At 73.7% G+C, this 15076-nt stretch carries 15 protein-coding genes; 12 read left to right on the top strand and 3 right to left on the bottom strand.

The genetic code is table 11. The features are described from left to right. Nucleotides 1-285 precede the first annotated feature (285 nt). From ACFWXO_RS30040 to ACFWXO_RS30020, 5 genes are all read left to right on the top strand, one after another. A complete protein-coding gene (locus ACFWXO_RS30040) occupies nucleotides 286-1500 on the top strand; it encodes a hypothetical protein (protein ID WP_380527496.1) in 1215 nt (404 codons plus the stop codon). Continuing rightward, the gene (locus tag ACFWXO_RS30035) at nucleotides 1493-2260 is read left to right on the top strand and encodes a hypothetical protein (RefSeq protein ID WP_380527494.1); all 768 of its coding nucleotides are present in this window, start codon (nucleotides 1493-1495) and stop codon (nucleotides 2258-2260) included. The genes ACFWXO_RS30040 and ACFWXO_RS30035 overlap by 8 nt, the downstream gene beginning before the upstream one ends. Before the next feature lie 96 nt (nucleotides 2261-2356). After that, entirely contained in the window at nucleotides 2357-2881 is a 525-nt protein-coding gene (locus tag ACFWXO_RS30030; protein WP_380527491.1) for a hypothetical protein, read from the top strand. A 299-nt stretch (nucleotides 2882-3180) separates the two neighbouring features. Next, nucleotides 3181-3498, top strand: a complete 318-nt coding sequence (locus tag ACFWXO_RS30025) for a heavy-metal-associated domain-containing protein (RefSeq protein ID WP_380527488.1) — start codon at nucleotides 3181-3183, stop codon at nucleotides 3496-3498. Between the two features lie 110 nt (nucleotides 3499-3608). Further along, on the top strand, nucleotides 3609-3890 hold the full coding sequence (locus ACFWXO_RS30020) for a metal-sensitive transcriptional regulator (protein WP_380527486.1): 282 nt from the start codon (nucleotides 3609-3611) through the stop codon (nucleotides 3888-3890). A gap of 125 nt (nucleotides 3891-4015) precedes the next feature. Here ACFWXO_RS30020 and ACFWXO_RS30015 read toward each other — a convergent pair whose 3' ends face one another. Next, nucleotides 4016-4618, bottom strand: a complete 603-nt coding sequence (locus ACFWXO_RS30015; RefSeq protein WP_380527483.1) for a TetR/AcrR family transcriptional regulator — start codon at nucleotides 4616-4618, stop codon at nucleotides 4016-4018. Between the two features lie 113 nt (nucleotides 4619-4731). On the opposite strand from ACFWXO_RS30015, the gene ACFWXO_RS30010 reads away from it, so the two are divergent. Further along, nucleotides 4732-6351 carry an FAD-dependent oxidoreductase gene (locus ACFWXO_RS30010; protein WP_380527480.1) on the top strand — a complete coding sequence of 540 codons (1620 nt, stop codon included), beginning with the start codon at nucleotides 4732-4734 and terminating at the stop codon, nucleotides 6349-6351. 184 nt (nucleotides 6352-6535) lie between these two features. After that, nucleotides 6536-7768 (top strand): cytochrome P450, encoded by a 1233-nt coding sequence (locus ACFWXO_RS30005; protein ID WP_380527478.1) that lies wholly within the window; start codon nucleotides 6536-6538, stop codon nucleotides 7766-7768. Between the two features lie 60 nt (nucleotides 7769-7828). Here ACFWXO_RS30005 and ACFWXO_RS30000 read toward each other — a convergent pair whose 3' ends face one another. Then, on the bottom strand, nucleotides 7829-9028 hold the full coding sequence (locus ACFWXO_RS30000) for a Dyp-type peroxidase (protein ID WP_380527476.1): 1200 nt from the start codon (nucleotides 9026-9028) through the stop codon (nucleotides 7829-7831). A gap of 31 nt (nucleotides 9029-9059) precedes the next feature. On the opposite strand from ACFWXO_RS30000, the gene ACFWXO_RS29995 reads away from it, so the two are divergent. Next, nucleotides 9060-10439 carry a right-handed parallel beta-helix repeat-containing protein gene (locus ACFWXO_RS29995; RefSeq protein ID WP_380527474.1) on the top strand — a complete coding sequence of 460 codons (1380 nt, stop codon included), beginning with the start codon at nucleotides 9060-9062 and terminating at the stop codon, nucleotides 10437-10439. A gap of 153 nt (nucleotides 10440-10592) precedes the next feature. Here the strand turns inward: ACFWXO_RS29995 and ACFWXO_RS29990 are convergent, their stop codons facing one another. Continuing rightward, nucleotides 10593-11066, bottom strand: coding sequence for a MarR family winged helix-turn-helix transcriptional regulator (locus ACFWXO_RS29990; protein ID WP_380527472.1), 474 nt, complete (start codon nucleotides 11064-11066; stop codon nucleotides 10593-10595). A gap of 192 nt (nucleotides 11067-11258) precedes the next feature. Here ACFWXO_RS29990 and ACFWXO_RS29985 point away from each other — a divergent pair, with 192 nt between their 5' ends. From ACFWXO_RS29985 to ACFWXO_RS29970, 4 genes are all read left to right on the top strand, one after another. Then, nucleotides 11259-12464, top strand: coding sequence for an MFS transporter (locus ACFWXO_RS29985; protein ID WP_380527470.1), 1206 nt, complete (start codon nucleotides 11259-11261; stop codon nucleotides 12462-12464). Between the two features lie 45 nt (nucleotides 12465-12509). After that, nucleotides 12510-13340 carry an aldo/keto reductase gene (locus ACFWXO_RS29980; protein WP_380527468.1) on the top strand — a complete coding sequence of 277 codons (831 nt, stop codon included), beginning with the start codon at nucleotides 12510-12512 and terminating at the stop codon, nucleotides 13338-13340. A gap of 112 nt (nucleotides 13341-13452) precedes the next feature. Beyond that, the gene (locus tag ACFWXO_RS29975; protein ID WP_380527466.1) at nucleotides 13453-14463 is read left to right on the top strand and encodes an aldo/keto reductase; all 1011 of its coding nucleotides are present in this window, start codon (nucleotides 13453-13455) and stop codon (nucleotides 14461-14463) included. A gap of 65 nt (nucleotides 14464-14528) precedes the next feature. Further along, a complete protein-coding gene (locus tag ACFWXO_RS29970; protein WP_380527464.1) occupies nucleotides 14529-14948 on the top strand; it encodes an SRPBCC family protein in 420 nt (139 codons plus the stop codon). Nucleotides 14949-15076 lie beyond the last annotated feature (128 nt).

Here is a 15076-nt window from a genome sequence, read left to right as displayed (position 1 = left end):
GTGTGGGGTTTTTTTTTTTTTTTAACCCCCCCCCCGGGGGGGCCCGCCCCCCCGGGGGGGGGCGGGCGTCCCCGCGGCCCCCCCCCCGCGCCTCGCTTCGTCCCGGTCCGCGATCCCGAGAACCCCGGCGGCCCCGCGTTCGTCCTCCCCTCCGAGGCATGGGTGTCCTTCGTCGCCGCCGTCGCGGCCGGCGAACTCCCCACCACCTGAACATGCCTGCGCGAGAAGTCGGCCCGCCCGACGTCCCGCGCACCTCCCAGGGCAGCGAACGGCAGGTAGCGACCGATGGACACGACGACGGACACCACGGGCCACGGCGAAGCACGCTTGGACGATGCGCACAACGTCCTGGTCGCACCGCCGACGGTGCGCAACCTCGACTTCTTCGGGGCGACGATCGGGCCCGAGGACCTCGCCTCCACCGACCTCACCGGGAAGACCCTCTACCTCGCCGGCGACATCTCCGCCCTCGACGGCCGCCGACTCGCCCCCGCCGCCCGCGTGTTCGTCGTCCGGGAGCTCTCCACCGACCACGCCGACGCCCCCTGGCCCGTCGTCGGCCTCGGCCGGGTCCCCGTCCGGGTGCACGGCGCCGGCGTCTACTACCCCCGCTTCTTCGAGCCCGAGGCCGACCACTTCCACCGGGTCCGTGCCGAGCACGCGTTCCAGTCCCTGACCGAGTCCGACAAGCCCGGTTCGGCCCACCGCAGCGGGATCTACCTCACCCCCGTCACCCGCGACGGCGACGACCTGCACTTCCGGCTGCTGCGCTGCTCCACCAACCTGTCCGGCCCGACCGAGAACTTCGGCCCGACCGACACCGACATCGTCGACGCCCTGAACCGCGAGGCCGCCACCGTCTTCCGCGACCACGCGCCGCTGAACCACGTCCTCGCGCAGACCTACCACAACACCCGGGCCACGCCCGGGCGCAAGCAGTCCAAGGCCAAGATCTCGTCCCACGCCGACAAGACCAAGGACATGCCCGCGGACGGCATCATGGCCTTCTGCACCTTCTACGACGGCCTCGACGAACTCCAGCCCCTGGCCGACGACCCCTTCGACCACGGAACCGGGCGCACCAGCGGCCTGACCAGGCTCCGCTTCCGCCTCAAGGACTCCGCCCGCGAAGCCCACGGGGACGCCCTCCCGGCCCAGTTCGAGCTGACCCTCCACCCCGGGTCGGTCTTCTTCGTGCCGCTGTCCACCAACCGCCTCTACACCCACGAGATCCGGCCCTCGGCCCTGGACGCCGGGCTGCTCCCGACCCGACTCGGCTACGTGGTGCGCTGCTCGAAGACCGAGGCCCTCCACCGGGACGGCCGGACGTTCCTCAAGTCCGCCGGTGAGCTGGTGGAGTTGGAGCCGCCGACCGGGACCGGGACGGACGAGCTGCGCGGGCTTTACGCCGAGGAGAACCGGAGCTGGGCCTTCGTCGACTACGGCGACCGGTTCCGGTTCAGCATGAACACGGGGGACTACCGTGCCCCTCGTGCCTAGCATCGCGGACCAGGTCCGCTCCTACGCCCTGCCCGCCGAGCCGGGACTGTTCGCCGAACTGTCCGGCTCGGCCCTCCTGGAGGAGCTGGGGAAGGGCCGCCGGGGCACCACGCTCACCAGGCCCGACGGGACGGGCGGCGTGCCCCTCGTCCGCACCACCACCCGGTACGCCCACCCGGCACAGCGCTTCCGCCCGGTCCACGAACGGCTGGCACGGCGGATCCAGGAGCACGCCGGGCTCCCGATCGCCTTCGACAACGCCCTCTTCGAGAGCTACACGAACGCGTACACGACCATGGGCGCCCATTCCGACCAGGCCCTCGACCTGGCCGAGGGCTCCTTCATCGCCGTCTTCTCCTGCTACCGGGACCCCGACGCGGGCCCGCCGAGGAGGCTGATCGTCGAGTCGAAGGAGCCGGTCGGCGGCGAACGGTTCGAGCTCCCGCTCACCCACGACGGCGTCATCGTGTTCTCCGTCGAGTCGAACCGCCGCCTCCGGCACCGGATCGTCCTGGACAAGCCCGTCCCCGCGACGGACAACGTGTGGCTGGGCCTGACCTTCCGCACCTCGAAGACCCTCCTCCGGTTCGGCGACGACGGGCACCCGTACCTCCCCCAGGGCGCCCGCCTCACCTCGGCCGACGAGGAGCAGCGCCGCGAGTTCTACCATTTGCGGCGCCGCGAGAACCAGGAGACGGACTTCGTTTATCCCCCGCTGACGTACACCGTCAGCGACAGCGACCTGCTCCCGCCCGTCTGAGCCCGCCCGCCTCAGTGGTGGCCGCGGTGCTGCTCGTGCCCCGTCGGTCCCTCCGCCTCCGGCGCCCCGCCCATCATCCGCAGCAGCCCAGAACCGATGACACCACTGCTGCGCCGAGTCATCAGGGATGTGGTGGTGCTGCTGGCCGTCGCGCTGCTGCTCCTCTCCTACTCCGCCGGATGGTGGTCCGACCCCGCCGCCGGCACCGCCGCCCCCGTGGCCACCGCCACCCGTCCGGAGACGGAGGTGGCCCTTCCGGCCGTGGCGGCCGCCGGGGACGCCACCGAGCCGTACCCGCCCAGCACGGTGTCCCTCGCGGTCGGACAGCGGCTCGGCGTCAGGACCACGGGGGGCGCCTTGTCGAAGCTCTGGTACCTCAGCTCGGCCGGCGACGGCGCCGTGCTGCAGAGCGGCCCGGACTTCGTCCTCACCCCCTGCTCGACGAATCCGCCCGTACCCGGCTGCGCCCCGGAGTTCGACCGGACCTTCACCGCCCTGGGAGCCGGGACCACCACGCTGACCTGGGCGTTCGGCAACGCGTGGGACTGCCGGCCCGACGCACCGAACCGTGCGGAGCTGAGGTGCGACGTCACCAAGAGCATCCAGGTCACCGTCCACTGACGCCCGGCTGCTCCTCCCCCGCGCCCAGGGCTTGACCTCGTCGAGGTCGACCGCGCCCGGGGCACGCCTCCTGGGCTGCTCGCCCCGAAGATCCATGACGTGCCGGACATCCCCCGTGCATCTGTCGCACTCCCCTACCGGCGACTGCAGCCACGCGTCCGTCGGACGGCGAAGGGGATCGGCGCCTCTCTGCGTACCCTAGGGGGGTATGGTATGTTCATCATCGAAGCAGCCGCCCGGGCCACTCCGGAAGGCGTCGCCCGCACTGACGACGAACGCACTGACGACAGGAGCACACCATGAGCGAGACCACCGTCACCGTCGAGCCGTCCGCCACCGAGGGCTCCTGCTGCGGCTCGTGCGGCACCGGCGCGGCCGCGGCTCCCGCCGCCACCACCGCCGAGCGCACCGTCCTCCAGGTGGCGGGCATGACCTGCGGCCACTGCGTCGGCGCGGTGACCGCCGAGCTGGAGAAGGTCGCCGGCGTCACCGGGGTCGCGGTCGACCTCGCCACCGGCCGGGTCACCGTGGACAGCACCGCCCCGCTGGCCGACACCGAGCTCGCCGCCGCCGTCGACGAGGCCGGATACGACCTGGTCGGCCGGGTCGACGCCTGACGCCCCGTCGGTCCGGGCGTCGGCCCCGCGCCCCGTCCGGACCGATTTCCGCCCCACCGCGCCCCGGTAGAGTGAGGGAACTCCTCACCGCACGGGAACCGGAGGCGGCCATGGCCAGCTACAGCCCCCACAAGGACGACTCCCTCAAGCGGCTGCGCCGCATCGAGGGCCAGATCCGCGGCCTGCAGCGCATGGTCGAGCAGGACACCTACTGCATCGACGTCCTCACCCAGGTCTCCGCGGCCAGCCGCGCGCTCCAGTCCTTCGCGCTGCAACTCCTGGACGAGCACATCGAATGCTGCGTCCGCGACGCCATCGCCGAGGGCGGCCAGGAGGCGAACGCCAAGATCCGCGAGGCCAACCAGGCCATCGCCCGCCTGGTCCGCTCCTGACCCGGACTCGAACCCGGGCCCACCCGCACCGACGCCCTCCGGCGGCACACCGCCGCCGGAGGGCGTTCGTCATTACGGGGTAGGGGTATCCGCGGGCATCCGAGGGCATCCGGACCCGGCGGGCCCTACCGGCCGACCGGCGCCCCGAGCAGCGGCAGGACGATCTCGTCCAGCACCTCGTCGATCACCCGGTCGGCCGGCACCGAACCGCCCATCAGGAAGGCGTCGCGCAGCAGGTCCAGCGGCAGTGAGACGACCCGCGGGGTGAGCCGGGCCGGGTCGACCTCACCCCGGTCGGCGGCCCGGTGCATGATCGCGGCCAGGGCGTCCACCGGCCCCGGCGCACGGAGACCCAGGTGGAAGACGAGGCGCAGTTCGGGGACGCGCATCAGGTCGACCAGGAAGCCGTGGACGGCGTCGGTCGGCAGGTCGTCGAAGCGGTGCAGCAGGCCGCCCAGCAGGATCGCCAGGTCGGTGCGCAGGTCGCCGGTGTCCGGGGGCTCCCGGTAGTCGGGGGCGTTGCGGCCGAGGGCGGCGACCACGAGTTCCACCCGGTTCGGCCAACGGCGGTAGAGCACCGGCTTGCTGGTGCGGGCGCGGGCGGCGACGCCGTCCATGGTGAGCCGGTCGTAGCCGTGCTCGGCCAGTTCGGCCCAGACGGCGTCCAGGATCGCCCGTTCCAGTTCGTCCCCGCGCCTCCGCGGGGCGCCCGCTCTGCCGCTCGCCACCGGTTTCCGCACCCGACCCTCGTAGATACGTTGCGTTTCCTATCGAGGGCAGTCTACAGTCGGAAACAGGAAACGCGCCGTATCTTATGACCGAATGGACAGGGGCGTCCGCCATGCGCGCTGCACTCTCGCACGACTCCACACCCACCACCGACGTCCTGATCGTCGGCGCCGGCCCGGTCGGGCTCACGCTGGCCATCGGGCTGGCCCGGGCCGGCGTCGACTGCCGGATCATCGAGCGGGACGACGCGTTCCGCACCGCCGGCGTCCGCGGCAAGGGCGTCAACCCGCGCACCCTGGAGGTGTTCGACGACCTCGGCGTGGCCGCGCGGATCCTCGACCGGGGCGTGCTCAACCTCGGGATCCGCACCTACGAAGGCGCCCGGCTGGTCCACGAGTTCGACCCCGGGGCCACCCGGCTGCCGACCCCCGACCGCCCGTACGCCGGCACGCTGATGATCGCCCAGCACCAGACCGAGGCCGTCCTGCGCGACCGGCTCGCCGAGTACGGCGTCAGGGTCGAGACCGGCAGCGAACTGACCGACTGCGTCCAGGACTCCGACGACTCCCGGCACGCCGACGACGCCCGCGACACCGCCGGCGTGCTCGCCACCGTCCGACAGGGCGACCGGACGGCGCAGCTGCGCGCCCGCTTCCTGATCGGCTGCGACGGCGGCCGCAGCACCGTCCGCAAGCTGGCCGGCATCCCCTTCCTCGGCGAGACCTGGGAGGAGGAGCGCTTCCTCATGGCCTCGATGGACCTGGACGGCCTGGACCCCGACCACATGCACCTCTGGAACCACCCGAAGTTCGGCGGCGGCGCCATGGCGATCGTCCCGATGCGGCAGGACGGCAAGTGGGCGGTGCACGCCGCCGTCGACCCGGACGAGCACGGCGAGCTGCCCGCGCCCACCCTGGAGACCTTCCGCCGGCTCTTCGCCGAACGGGCCGGGCTGCCCGGGGTCCTGATGCACGAGCCGATCTGGTCCACCGTCTGGCGCCCCACCGTCCGGCTGGTCGAGCGCTACCGCGACGGCCGGGTGCTGCTCGCCGGGGACGCCGCCCACTGCCAGTCCGCGGCGGGCGGCCAGGGCATGAACACCGGCATCCAGGACGCCCACAACCTGGCCTGGAAGCTCGCCGCCGTGCTGCGCGGCGCGCCCGAGGAACTGCTCGACAGCTACCAGGAGGAGCGCCGGCCGATCGCCCGGGCCAGCCTCGACGCCACCTCCGCCCACCACAAGGCGGCGTTCCAGGGCGGCGGCGCCACGGTGATGGCCGAACAGTTCCGCACCCTGGCCGTCCAGGACACCGACCTCACCGGGCTCTCGATCGACTACCGCGGCGGCCCGCTCGGCCGGGACCTGGACGACACCACCGGCATCCGGGCCGGCGACCGGGCCCCGGACGCGCCCTGCACCACGGCGGACGGCACGCCGGTCCGGCTGTTCGACCTGTTCCGCGGCCCGCACTTCACCCTGCTGGCCTTCGGCGCCCACCCGGCCCCGGCCGACCCGTCCGCCCGACCCGTGCTCCAGGACCTCCAGGACTTCCCGGACCTCCCTGGCCTGCGGGTCGCCGCCGTCCGCGACCCCGACGGCCACGCCGCCCGCGCGTACGGCCTGCGCGGCGACGCCGTGGTGCTGGTCCGACCGGACGGGTACGTCTCGCTCACCGGCACGACCGTCGACCGGACCACCCTCGCCGAGCACCTGCGGGCCTTCGCCGTCTGACCCGACCGGCCCCGGCTCGGCGCGCACCCCCGGGCGGGCGGGCAGGCGTCGAGACCGCCCGGGGAGGGGTCGGGGGCGTAGCATCGGGCCGAAACGGGAAAACCGTCAGAAGGATCCAATTCCCGCAGAAAATATGACAGTTGGACGCCCGTGCCCCGCAGCGCCGCCGACCCCGAAGGGTTCCATGTCCTCCCCCGCAGCCGACACCGCAGCCAGCACCGACACCACCACCACAACCACCACCACCCCGCTCCCGCCGCTCCACCGGCTCCCCTTCACCCCCGCCCAGCCGCCGCACCCGACCACCCTCCCGGACGGCACCCCCGCCTGGCTCGTCACCCGCTACCACGACGTCCGGCAGGTCCTCGGCGACCCCCGTGTCACCCGGACCGACCTGCATGAGGTCGGGGCCGTCGGCGCCCTCTCCGACGTGGCCGCCAACCCCGCGTCCCTGTTCAACCAGGACGGCGCCGCCCACCGCAGTCTGCGCGCCACCATCCAGAAGGCCTTCACCCCGCGCTCCATCGCCGCCTGGCAGCCCTTGATCGCCGACGCCGTCCAACAGGCCGTGGACGCGGTGGTCGCCGCCGGGCCGCCCGCCGACCTGGTCACCGCCCTCACTCGGCCGGTGCCGTTCACGGTCACCGCGCGGCTGATGGGGCTCGACGACACCGGACCCGAGCGCGTGGACGAGGAGCAGCTGCACCGCTGGGGCCTCGCCGTCCTCGCCCAGGGTGGCGACGCCGCCGAGGACCACAGCGGAGCGATCGCGGAATTCAGCTCCTACACCGTCGAGTTGATGGAGCGCCGACGCCGCGATCCGGGGGACGACCTGGTCAGCCGGATCGTGGTCGCCGCCGATCAGGACGGCAGCGTCCCGGAGGAGTCGCTGGTCCACCTCGTCTGCGGGCTGGCCGCCAGCGGCAACGAGAGCATCGTCGGCATCCTCGGCAACACCCTGGCCTACCTCCTCGGTGAGCGCCCCGACCACTGGCCCCGGCTCGTCGACCCCGACATCACCGAACGCACCACGGAACGCCTGCTCCACTTCATCCCGCTCGGCGACGACGAGGCCACCGTCCGCCGCGCCACCGGCCCGATCGAACTCGGCGGTGCCACCATCCCGGGCGGCGCCGTCGTCGCCATCAGCCTCGGCAGCGCCAACCGCGACCCCGCCGTCTACTCCGACGGCCTCGACGCCGACCTCGACCGGCCCCTCGACGCCCCCACCCTCGCCTTCAGTTCCGGCCCGCACTACTGCATCGGCGCCTGGCGGGTCCGCCTCGAACTGCGCGAATCGCTCCGTCGGCTGGCCACCGCCCTGCCCGGCCTGCGCCTCACCACCCCGCTGGAGCAGCTGAGTTGGCAGCTGGGCAGCACCACCCGCAGCCCGGCCGCGATCCCGGTCGCCTGGTGAGGCCGTCCGTCCGACCGCCTGCCCGACCGCGCGCCCCGTCCCCTCACCCCCACAACCCCGTCACCCCCACAACCCCTCGCCCAGCACCCCGCCCTCCCGCACCCCCGGCAGTACGTAGGCCACCGCGGAAGCCGTGTGCACCAGGAAGGGGTTGAGCGCGTCCTTGGCCGCCAGCCGGTTCTGCACCCGGGTGAACTGCGCCGGGTCCCGCACGAAGGCGCAGAACAGCAGCCCCCGGTCGTCGGGGGCGTCGTCGTAGCTGTAGCCGCGCCGCAGCATCCGGGCGCCGGAGTCGAGCCGGGGGCTGCTGAGCCGGACGTGGGCGCTGTTGGGGATGACGTACGAGCCGTCCGGGTTCTTGGCGTAGATGTCCGGGTCCTCGTGCTCGGCCGTGCCGGTGAGCGGGGCGCCGTCGCCGCGCCGGCGGCCCATCGCCAGGTCGCGCCGGTCCTCCGGGAGGGCGGCGAACCCGGCGGTGTCCATCCGGATCCGGCGGTAGACCAGGACGGTGCCGTGCTCGTACGGGCCGGGCGGGCCCCAGACCCACTGCTGGGCCTCGGCCGGGGCGGGGTTGGCGGTGCCGTCCTTGTAGCCGAAGAGATTGCGCGGGGTGGTCCCCGGGGGCGTGCGCGGCAGGAAGCCGGGCTGGCTCCAGCGCACCGTCGCGCCCGCCGACTTCGCCGCGCCGCCGAGGAGTTCGGCCACCACGGTGAGCGGCCAGCGGTCCGCGGCGCACAGCTGGACCACCAGGTCGCCGCCGCCGCGCGCCTGGTCCAGCCGGTCCCCGGGGAAGGCCGGGAGCTCCGCCAGCGCGGGCGGGACGTTCAGCCCGAGCCGGGCGGCCGCGCCCGGACCGACCCCGACCAGGCTGCTGAGCCGCGCCGGTTCGCCGTCCCGCAGCCGGGGATCGGCCGGGCCGGCGCCCGCCGCATCGGCCAGCACCCCGGTCAACTCCCCCAGCAGGGAGCGCAGTGCGGTCCGCCCGTCGGAGGTCGCGGCGGGCGCCAGGTCCAGGGCAAGCAGCAGGGTGGCCGGCTGCTGCGGGGCCGTCACCCCGGCCTGCCGGTCCCCGTGGAACGGCGTCTGCGGCACCGCCGGGGGCGGCTGCGGTGCGGCGGCCGGCCCGCGGCCCAGGGCCACGGCCCCCGCGCCGACCCCGGCGGCCAGCACCGCGCCGCCGCCCGCGATCAGCGTCCTCCGGTCCACCCCGCCCCTGGCGGCCCCCGGCTGTTTCCGCGCCTTTCCGGTTTCGGCATGCATGACCGACATTGGAGACGATAGAACACCCCGTATGCAACTTTTGACTGTCCGTCAATCCGCCTCCGAAGCACCGCAGCGCCGCCGCCCACGCCGTCCGCACCGCGCGCGCGGCCGGGTCCGCGCCCTCCCCGCCCTGGTGGTCGCCGCCCTCGCCCTGGCCGGCTGCTCCTCCACCGGCGCCCCCTCCTCGGACGCCCGCCACCCGGAGGGCACCGTGGTCCGCGTCCCGCAGGACTTCACGTCCGTCCAGAAGGCCGTGGACGTCGCCCGCGAGGGCGACACCGTCCTGGTCTCCCCCGGGACGTACCAGGAGAGCGTGCGGATCACCAGGCCCCGGATCGTGCTGCGCGGCACCGACCGCAACGCGGTGGTGCTGGACGGCGGCGTACGGCTGGTCAACGGGGTCACCGTCACCGGCGCCGGCTCGGTGGTGGAGAACCTCACCGTGCACGGCTACCTCGCCAACGGCGTGCTGTTCACCGGCGTCACCGACGAGAAGCTCCAGCAGCGCGGCGCCGGCGGCTCCGCCTACAACCCGCTGGACACCACCCGCTTCCCCGCCCTCCAGGGCTTCCGTGCGACGCGGGTCACCGCCTACAACAACGGCCTGTACGGGATCTACGCCTTCGACGCCCGGGCCGGGGTCATCGAGGACTCCTACGCCTCCGGCGGCGCCGACTCCGGCGTCTACGTCGGCCAGTGCAAGCCCTGCGACACCCTGGTGCGCGGCAACACCGTGGAGCGCAACGCGGTCGGCATCGAGATCACCAACGCCTCGGACAACCTCTGGTTCCTCGGCAACCGGGTGGTCGGCAACCGGGTCGGCGTCACCGTCAACTCCAACGACCTGGAAGCCCTCGCGCCCCAGCACGGCGCCGTGATCGCCGGGAACGCCGTCACCGACAACAACGCCTCCGACACCCCCGAGCAGGCCGACGGCGGCTTCGGCATCGGCATCGGGATCGGCGGCGGCACCGCGAACCGGGTCGAGCGCAACCTGGTCAAGGGCAACCGCTCGGCCGGCGTGATCGTCACCGACCCGCCCGGGCACCCGGCCGCCGGCAACCTGGTCAAGGGCAACCGCACCGAGGGCAACGGCGTCGACCTGGTACTCGCCTCCGCCGACCCGGGCAACTGCTTCACCGGCAATCAGCCCGCCACCCAGAGCCCGGACGACCTGGAGGCGCGGGCCACCTGCGAGGCGCAGGGCCGCAGCCCGCTCACGGCCGGCCGGGCCGCGCCGGTCCAGGCCCCGCCCGGCGTGCCGTTCAACCAGGTGCAGGCGCCGCCCGCCCAGCCCTCGCTGCCGGATCCCAACGCCCCCGCCCGCCCGGCCACCGACCTGCCCGGCCCGGTCGACCCGGACGCCTACCCGCTCCCGGCGACCGCCGACGCCGTCCTCCCGCACTGACCCGCGGCCGCGGCGCGACGGCCGCTCCGCACGGAGAACGGGCGGGCCCACGGCACACCGAGTGCCGCGGGCCCGCCCGACGCCGTTCCGGGCCCGGGGCCGGCACGCCGACCGCCCGGGCCGCTCAGGGCCGCCCGGGCCGCTCAGATCCGCTCAGGGCCGCCGCAGCGGCGCGGGCGGGTCGACCGCCTCGACGGCCGAGACCAGCGGGGCCAGCTCGGGGTTGCGGGCGGCCTGGTCGAGCGCCTCGCGCAGCGCGGCGTCATTGGTCGGCCGGGCCTGCGCCAGGAGCCGCAGGCCGTCCTCGCTCACGTCGGTGTAGATGCCGCGGCGGTCGGTGGGGCACAGGTAGCGGGCGAGCAGCCCGCGGTCCTCCAGCCGGGAGACCAGCCGGGTGGTGGCGCTCTGGCTGAGCACGACCGCGTCGGCGACCTGCTTCATCTGGAGGTGGCCGCCCTCGCCGTCGTGCTGGCGGCTGAGCACGTCGAGCAGCGAGTACTCGCGCACGCTCAGGTCGTGCTCCGCCTGGAGGGCGCGCTCGATGTGCGCCTCGATCCTGCCGTACAGGACGTACAGGGCGGCCCATCCGTTGGCGAGGGCGGTCAGCGCGGGGTCCGTGGCGGTCATCGGCACGGTCTCCTTCCAGGTACGGGCCGGGTGCGAGCCAGGTGCGGGCCGGGTGCCCGGCCGGGCACGAGCAGGCCTCCAGTTTAGGCCTCGGGCATGCTGACGGTGATTGCCCGCATTTGCACATAGCCCGCGCTTGCAACTATTGTCGAGGCACGTAAGGCGCACTAGCAATCGCACGGAGGTCGCGCCATGCCCCTCGCACTCCTCGCCCTGGCCATCGGGGCCTTCGGGATCGGAACCACCGAGTTCGTGATCATGGGCCTACTGCCCCAGATCGCGGACGACTACGGCGTGACCGTCCCCACCGCCGGCCTACTGGTCACCGGCTACGCACTCGGCGTGGTCATCGGCGCCCCGCTGATGACCGTGCTCGGCACCCGGATCAGCCGCAAGACCATGCTCATGCTGCTGATGGGCCTGTTCGTCATCGGCAACCTGCTGTCCGCCACCGCCCCCAGCTTCCCGCTGATGCTCGCCGGGCGGATCGTGACCTCGCTGGCCCACGGCGCGTTCTTCGGCATCGGCTCGGTCGTCGCCGCCGAACTCGTCGCCCCGCAGAAGAAGGCCGGCGCCATCGCCACCATGTTCACCGGGCTCACCGTCGCCAACATCGTCGGCGTCCCGCTGGGCACCTTCATCGGCCAGGCCGTCGGCTGGCGCACCACCTTCACCGGTGTCGCCGCCCTCGGACTGCTCGGCCTGCTCGGCATCGGCAAGCTCGTCCCCAGCCTGCCCCGCCCCGAAGGCGCGCACCTGCGCGGCGAGTTGACCGCCTTCCGCAACCCGCAGGTGCTGCTCGCGATGGCGATGACCGTCCTCGGCTTCGGCGGCGTCTTCGCCGCGATCACCTACATCGCCCCGATGATGACCGACACCGCCGGCTACTCCGAGGGCGCGGTCACCTGGCTGCTGGTGCTGTTCGGCGTCGGGATGTTCCTCGGCAACCTGATCGGCGGCAGGTTCGCCGACCGCAAGCTGATGCCCCTGCTCTACACCACCCTCGGCGGCCTGGCCGTCGTCCTGGCCCTGTTCACCCTCACCGCGCACGACAAGGTCGCCGCCGCCGTGACGATCCTGCTGGTCGGCACCCTCGGCTTCGCCACCGTCCCCCCGCTGCAGAAGCGCGTCCTCGACCAGGCCCACGGCGCCCCCACCCTCGCCTCCGCCGTCAACATCGGCGCCTTCAACCTCGGCAACGCCCTGGCGGCCTGGCTCGGCGGCCTGGTCATCTCGGCCGGCCTCGGCTACACCGCCCCCAACTGGGTCGGCGCCCTGCTCGCCGCGGCCGCGCTGCTGCTCGCCCTCTGGTCCGCCGCCCTCGAACGCCGCGACCAGCACCGGTCCGCCGCCACCCCCGGCGGCTCCCCCGCACCGCTGCCCCCCGCCCACCACTGACCACCTCCCCCCACCCCCCAGAACCACCGAAGGAACCCAGGAACCATGAGCGCCCCCTCCGTCCCCACCGTGAAGCTGAACAACGGCGTCGAGATCCCCCAGCTCGGCTTCGGCGTCTTCCAGGTCCCCGACGACGAGACCACCACCGCCGTCACCGCCGCCCTCGAAGCCGGCTACCGCAGCATCGACACCGCCGCGATCTACGGCAACGAGGCCGGCGTCGGCCGCGCCCTGGCCGCCTCCGGCCTGGCCCGCCAGGACCTGTTCGTCACCACCAAGCTGTGGAACGCCGACCAGGGTTACGACGCCACCCTGCGCGCCTTCGACGCCGGCCTCGCCAAGCTCGGCCTCGACACCGTCGACCTCTACCTCATCCACTGGCCCACCCCGGCCCGGGACCGCTACGTCGACTCCTGGCGCGCGATCGAGCGCCTCGCCGCCGAGGGCCGGATCCGCGCCGCCGGCGTCTCCAACTTCCAGCCCGCCCACCTCCAGCGCCTGCTGGAGACCAGCGAGCTCGTCCCCGCCGTCAACCAGGTCGAGCTGCACCCCGGCCTCCAGCAGAGCGAGCTGCGCGCCTTCCACGCCCGGCACGGCATCGCCACCGAGGCCTGGAGCCCGCTCGCCCAGGGCGCCGTCCTCGACGACCCGGCCGTCACCGCGATCGCCGAGCGCACCGGCAAGTCCCCGGCCCAGGTCGTGCTGCGCTGGCACCTCCAGCTCGGCAACGTCGTCATCCCGAAGTCCGTCACCCCCGCCCGGATCCGGCAGAACCTCGACGTCTTCGACTTCGAGCTGACCGAGCAGGACATGGCCGGCATCGCCGCGACCGACCGCGGCCTGCGCACCGGCCCCCACCCGGACCAGTTCAACTGACCGACCCCGCACCCCGACGGCCTGCCGACGGCGCTCGACGCCGTCGGCCGCCCGCCGCGCACGACCACACCACCGCCCCCACCGTCGGGGCAGCAACCCCAAAGGCATTGTCATGTCCATCAAGAACATCCTCTCCGGCAAACTCGGCTTCGGCACCGCCCCGCTCGGCAACATGTTCCGCGCGATCCCCGAGGACGAGGCCGCCGCCACCGTCGAGGCCGCCTGGGAGCACGGCGTCCGCTACTTCGACACCGCCCCCTTCTACGGCGCCGGCCTCGCCGAGGAGCGCCTGGGCCGGGTCCTGGCCGGCAAGCCGCGCGACGCGTACGTGCTGTCCACCAAGGTCGGCCGGGTCGTCCTCGACGAACGCGAGGAGGGCGCCCGCGACCTCGGTGAGAAGGGCGGCCTGTTCGAGCACGGCAACCCCAACAAGATGCTCCACGTCTGGACCGCCGACGCCACCGAGCGCTCCATCGAGGGCAGCCTCCAGCGCCTGGGCACCGACCGGCTGGACGTCGTCTGGGTCCACGACATCGCCCAGGACTTCCACGGCGACGAGTGGCTCGCCAAGTTCGAGGAGGCCCGCACCGGCGCCTTCCGCGTCCTCGGCCGGCTGCGCGACGAAGGCGTCATCAAGGCCTGGGGCCTGGGCGTCAACCGGACCGAGCCGATCGAGCTCACCCTCTCCCTCGACGAGCCCCGGCCCGACGGCTTCCTGCTCGCCGGCCGCTACACCCTGCTCGACCACGACCACGCGCTCCAGCGCCTGCTGCCGATGGCCCAGGAGCAGAACGTGGACATGGTCGTCGGCGGCCCCTACAGCTCCGGGATCCTCGCCGGCGGTACCCACTTCGAGTACCAGCAGGCACCCGGGCACATCGTCCGGCGGGTCACCGAGCTCAAGGAGCTCACCGCCCGGCACGGCGTCTCCGTCAAGGCCGCCGCGCTGCAGTTCTCCCTCGCCCACCCCGCCACTGCGGCCGTCATCCCCGGCGCCACCAGGCCCAGCCGGATCGCGGAGGACACCGCCGCCCTGAACGAGACCGTCCCGGCCGCGTTCTGGCACGACCTGCGGGCCGCCGGCCTGGTCAGCCCCGCCGCCCCGCTCCCCCACGACGCCTGAGCCCCGGCCGCACACCCCGCGCCGTCCCCCTCGCCGTCCCCCGTACTGCCCCCAGGAGATGCACCATGGCCTCCACCTCCGTCAGCCGCGTCCTGCCCGCCTCCCCCGAGAAGGTCTGGGAGCTCATCGGCGGCTTCGACTCCCTGCCCGACTGGCTCCCCTACATCCCGGAGAGCACCGCCTCCGAGGGCGGCCGCGTCCGCAGCCTCAAGAACCCCGACGGCGAGGTCATCGTCGAGCGCCTCGTCGGCTTCGACGAGGCCGCGCGCCACTACTCGTACGCCATCCTCCGGGCGCCGTTCCCGGTCACCGGCTACCTCTCCACCCTCCGGGTGCACACCGTCCCCGGCCGCGACGACCTCGCCGAGGTCCAGTGGTCCGGCCGCTTCACCCCGGACGGCGTCACCGCCGCCGAGGCCGAGGAACTCTTCGCCGGCATCTACCGGGACGGCCTCGACGCCCTCCACCGGACGCTCGCGGGCTGACCCGGCGGGCCGTCGACCCTCGTTCAACGGCCGTGGTCCGGTGGCGGGGTGTCCAGGCAGGGGGAACCCCCCCCCCCCCCCACGCCCGTACACCAATCCCCCCCCCCCCATTAGCCAAACCCACCCCC

The organism is Kitasatospora sp. NPDC059088 (assembly GCF_042738155.1).
GTDB lineage: Bacteria > Actinomycetota > Actinomycetes > Streptomycetales > Streptomycetaceae > Kitasatospora.
This window is presented reverse-complemented; position numbering and strand designations above follow the sequence as displayed.

Excerpts from the sequence above, each read along its gene's own strand:
- ACFWXO_RS29985 (WP_380527470.1), top strand. The coding sequence starts at position 11,259 with ATGCCCCTCGCACTCCTCGCCCTGGCCATCGGGGCCTTCGGGATCGGA.
- ACFWXO_RS30040 (WP_380527496.1), top strand. The coding sequence starts at position 286 with ATGGACACGACGACGGACACCACGGGCCACGGCGAAGCACGCTTGGAC.
- ACFWXO_RS29980 (WP_380527468.1), top strand. The coding sequence starts at position 12,510 with ATGAGCGCCCCCTCCGTCCCCACCGTGAAGCTGAACAACGGCGTCGAG.
- ACFWXO_RS30005 (WP_380527478.1), top strand. The coding sequence starts at position 6,536 with ATGTCCTCCCCCGCAGCCGACACCGCAGCCAGCACCGACACCACCACC.
- ACFWXO_RS30020 (WP_380527486.1), top strand. The coding sequence starts at position 3,609 with ATGGCCAGCTACAGCCCCCACAAGGACGACTCCCTCAAGCGGCTGCGC.
- ACFWXO_RS30010 (WP_380527480.1), top strand. The coding sequence starts at position 4,732 with ATGCGCGCTGCACTCTCGCACGACTCCACACCCACCACCGACGTCCTG.
- ACFWXO_RS30025 (WP_380527488.1), top strand. The coding sequence starts at position 3,181 with ATGAGCGAGACCACCGTCACCGTCGAGCCGTCCGCCACCGAGGGCTCC.
- ACFWXO_RS30030 (WP_380527491.1), top strand. The coding sequence starts at position 2,357 with ATGACACCACTGCTGCGCCGAGTCATCAGGGATGTGGTGGTGCTGCTG.
- ACFWXO_RS29975 (WP_380527466.1), top strand. The coding sequence starts at position 13,453 with ATGTCCATCAAGAACATCCTCTCCGGCAAACTCGGCTTCGGCACCGCC.
- ACFWXO_RS30000 (WP_380527476.1), bottom strand. The coding sequence starts at position 9,028 with ATGCATGCCGAAACCGGAAAGGCGCGGAAACAGCCGGGGGCCGCCAGG.
- ACFWXO_RS29990 (WP_380527472.1), bottom strand. The coding sequence starts at position 11,066 with ATGACCGCCACGGACCCCGCGCTGACCGCCCTCGCCAACGGATGGGCC.
- ACFWXO_RS29995 (WP_380527474.1), top strand. The coding sequence starts at position 9,060 with ATGCAACTTTTGACTGTCCGTCAATCCGCCTCCGAAGCACCGCAGCGC.
- ACFWXO_RS29970 (WP_380527464.1), top strand. The coding sequence starts at position 14,529 with ATGGCCTCCACCTCCGTCAGCCGCGTCCTGCCCGCCTCCCCCGAGAAG.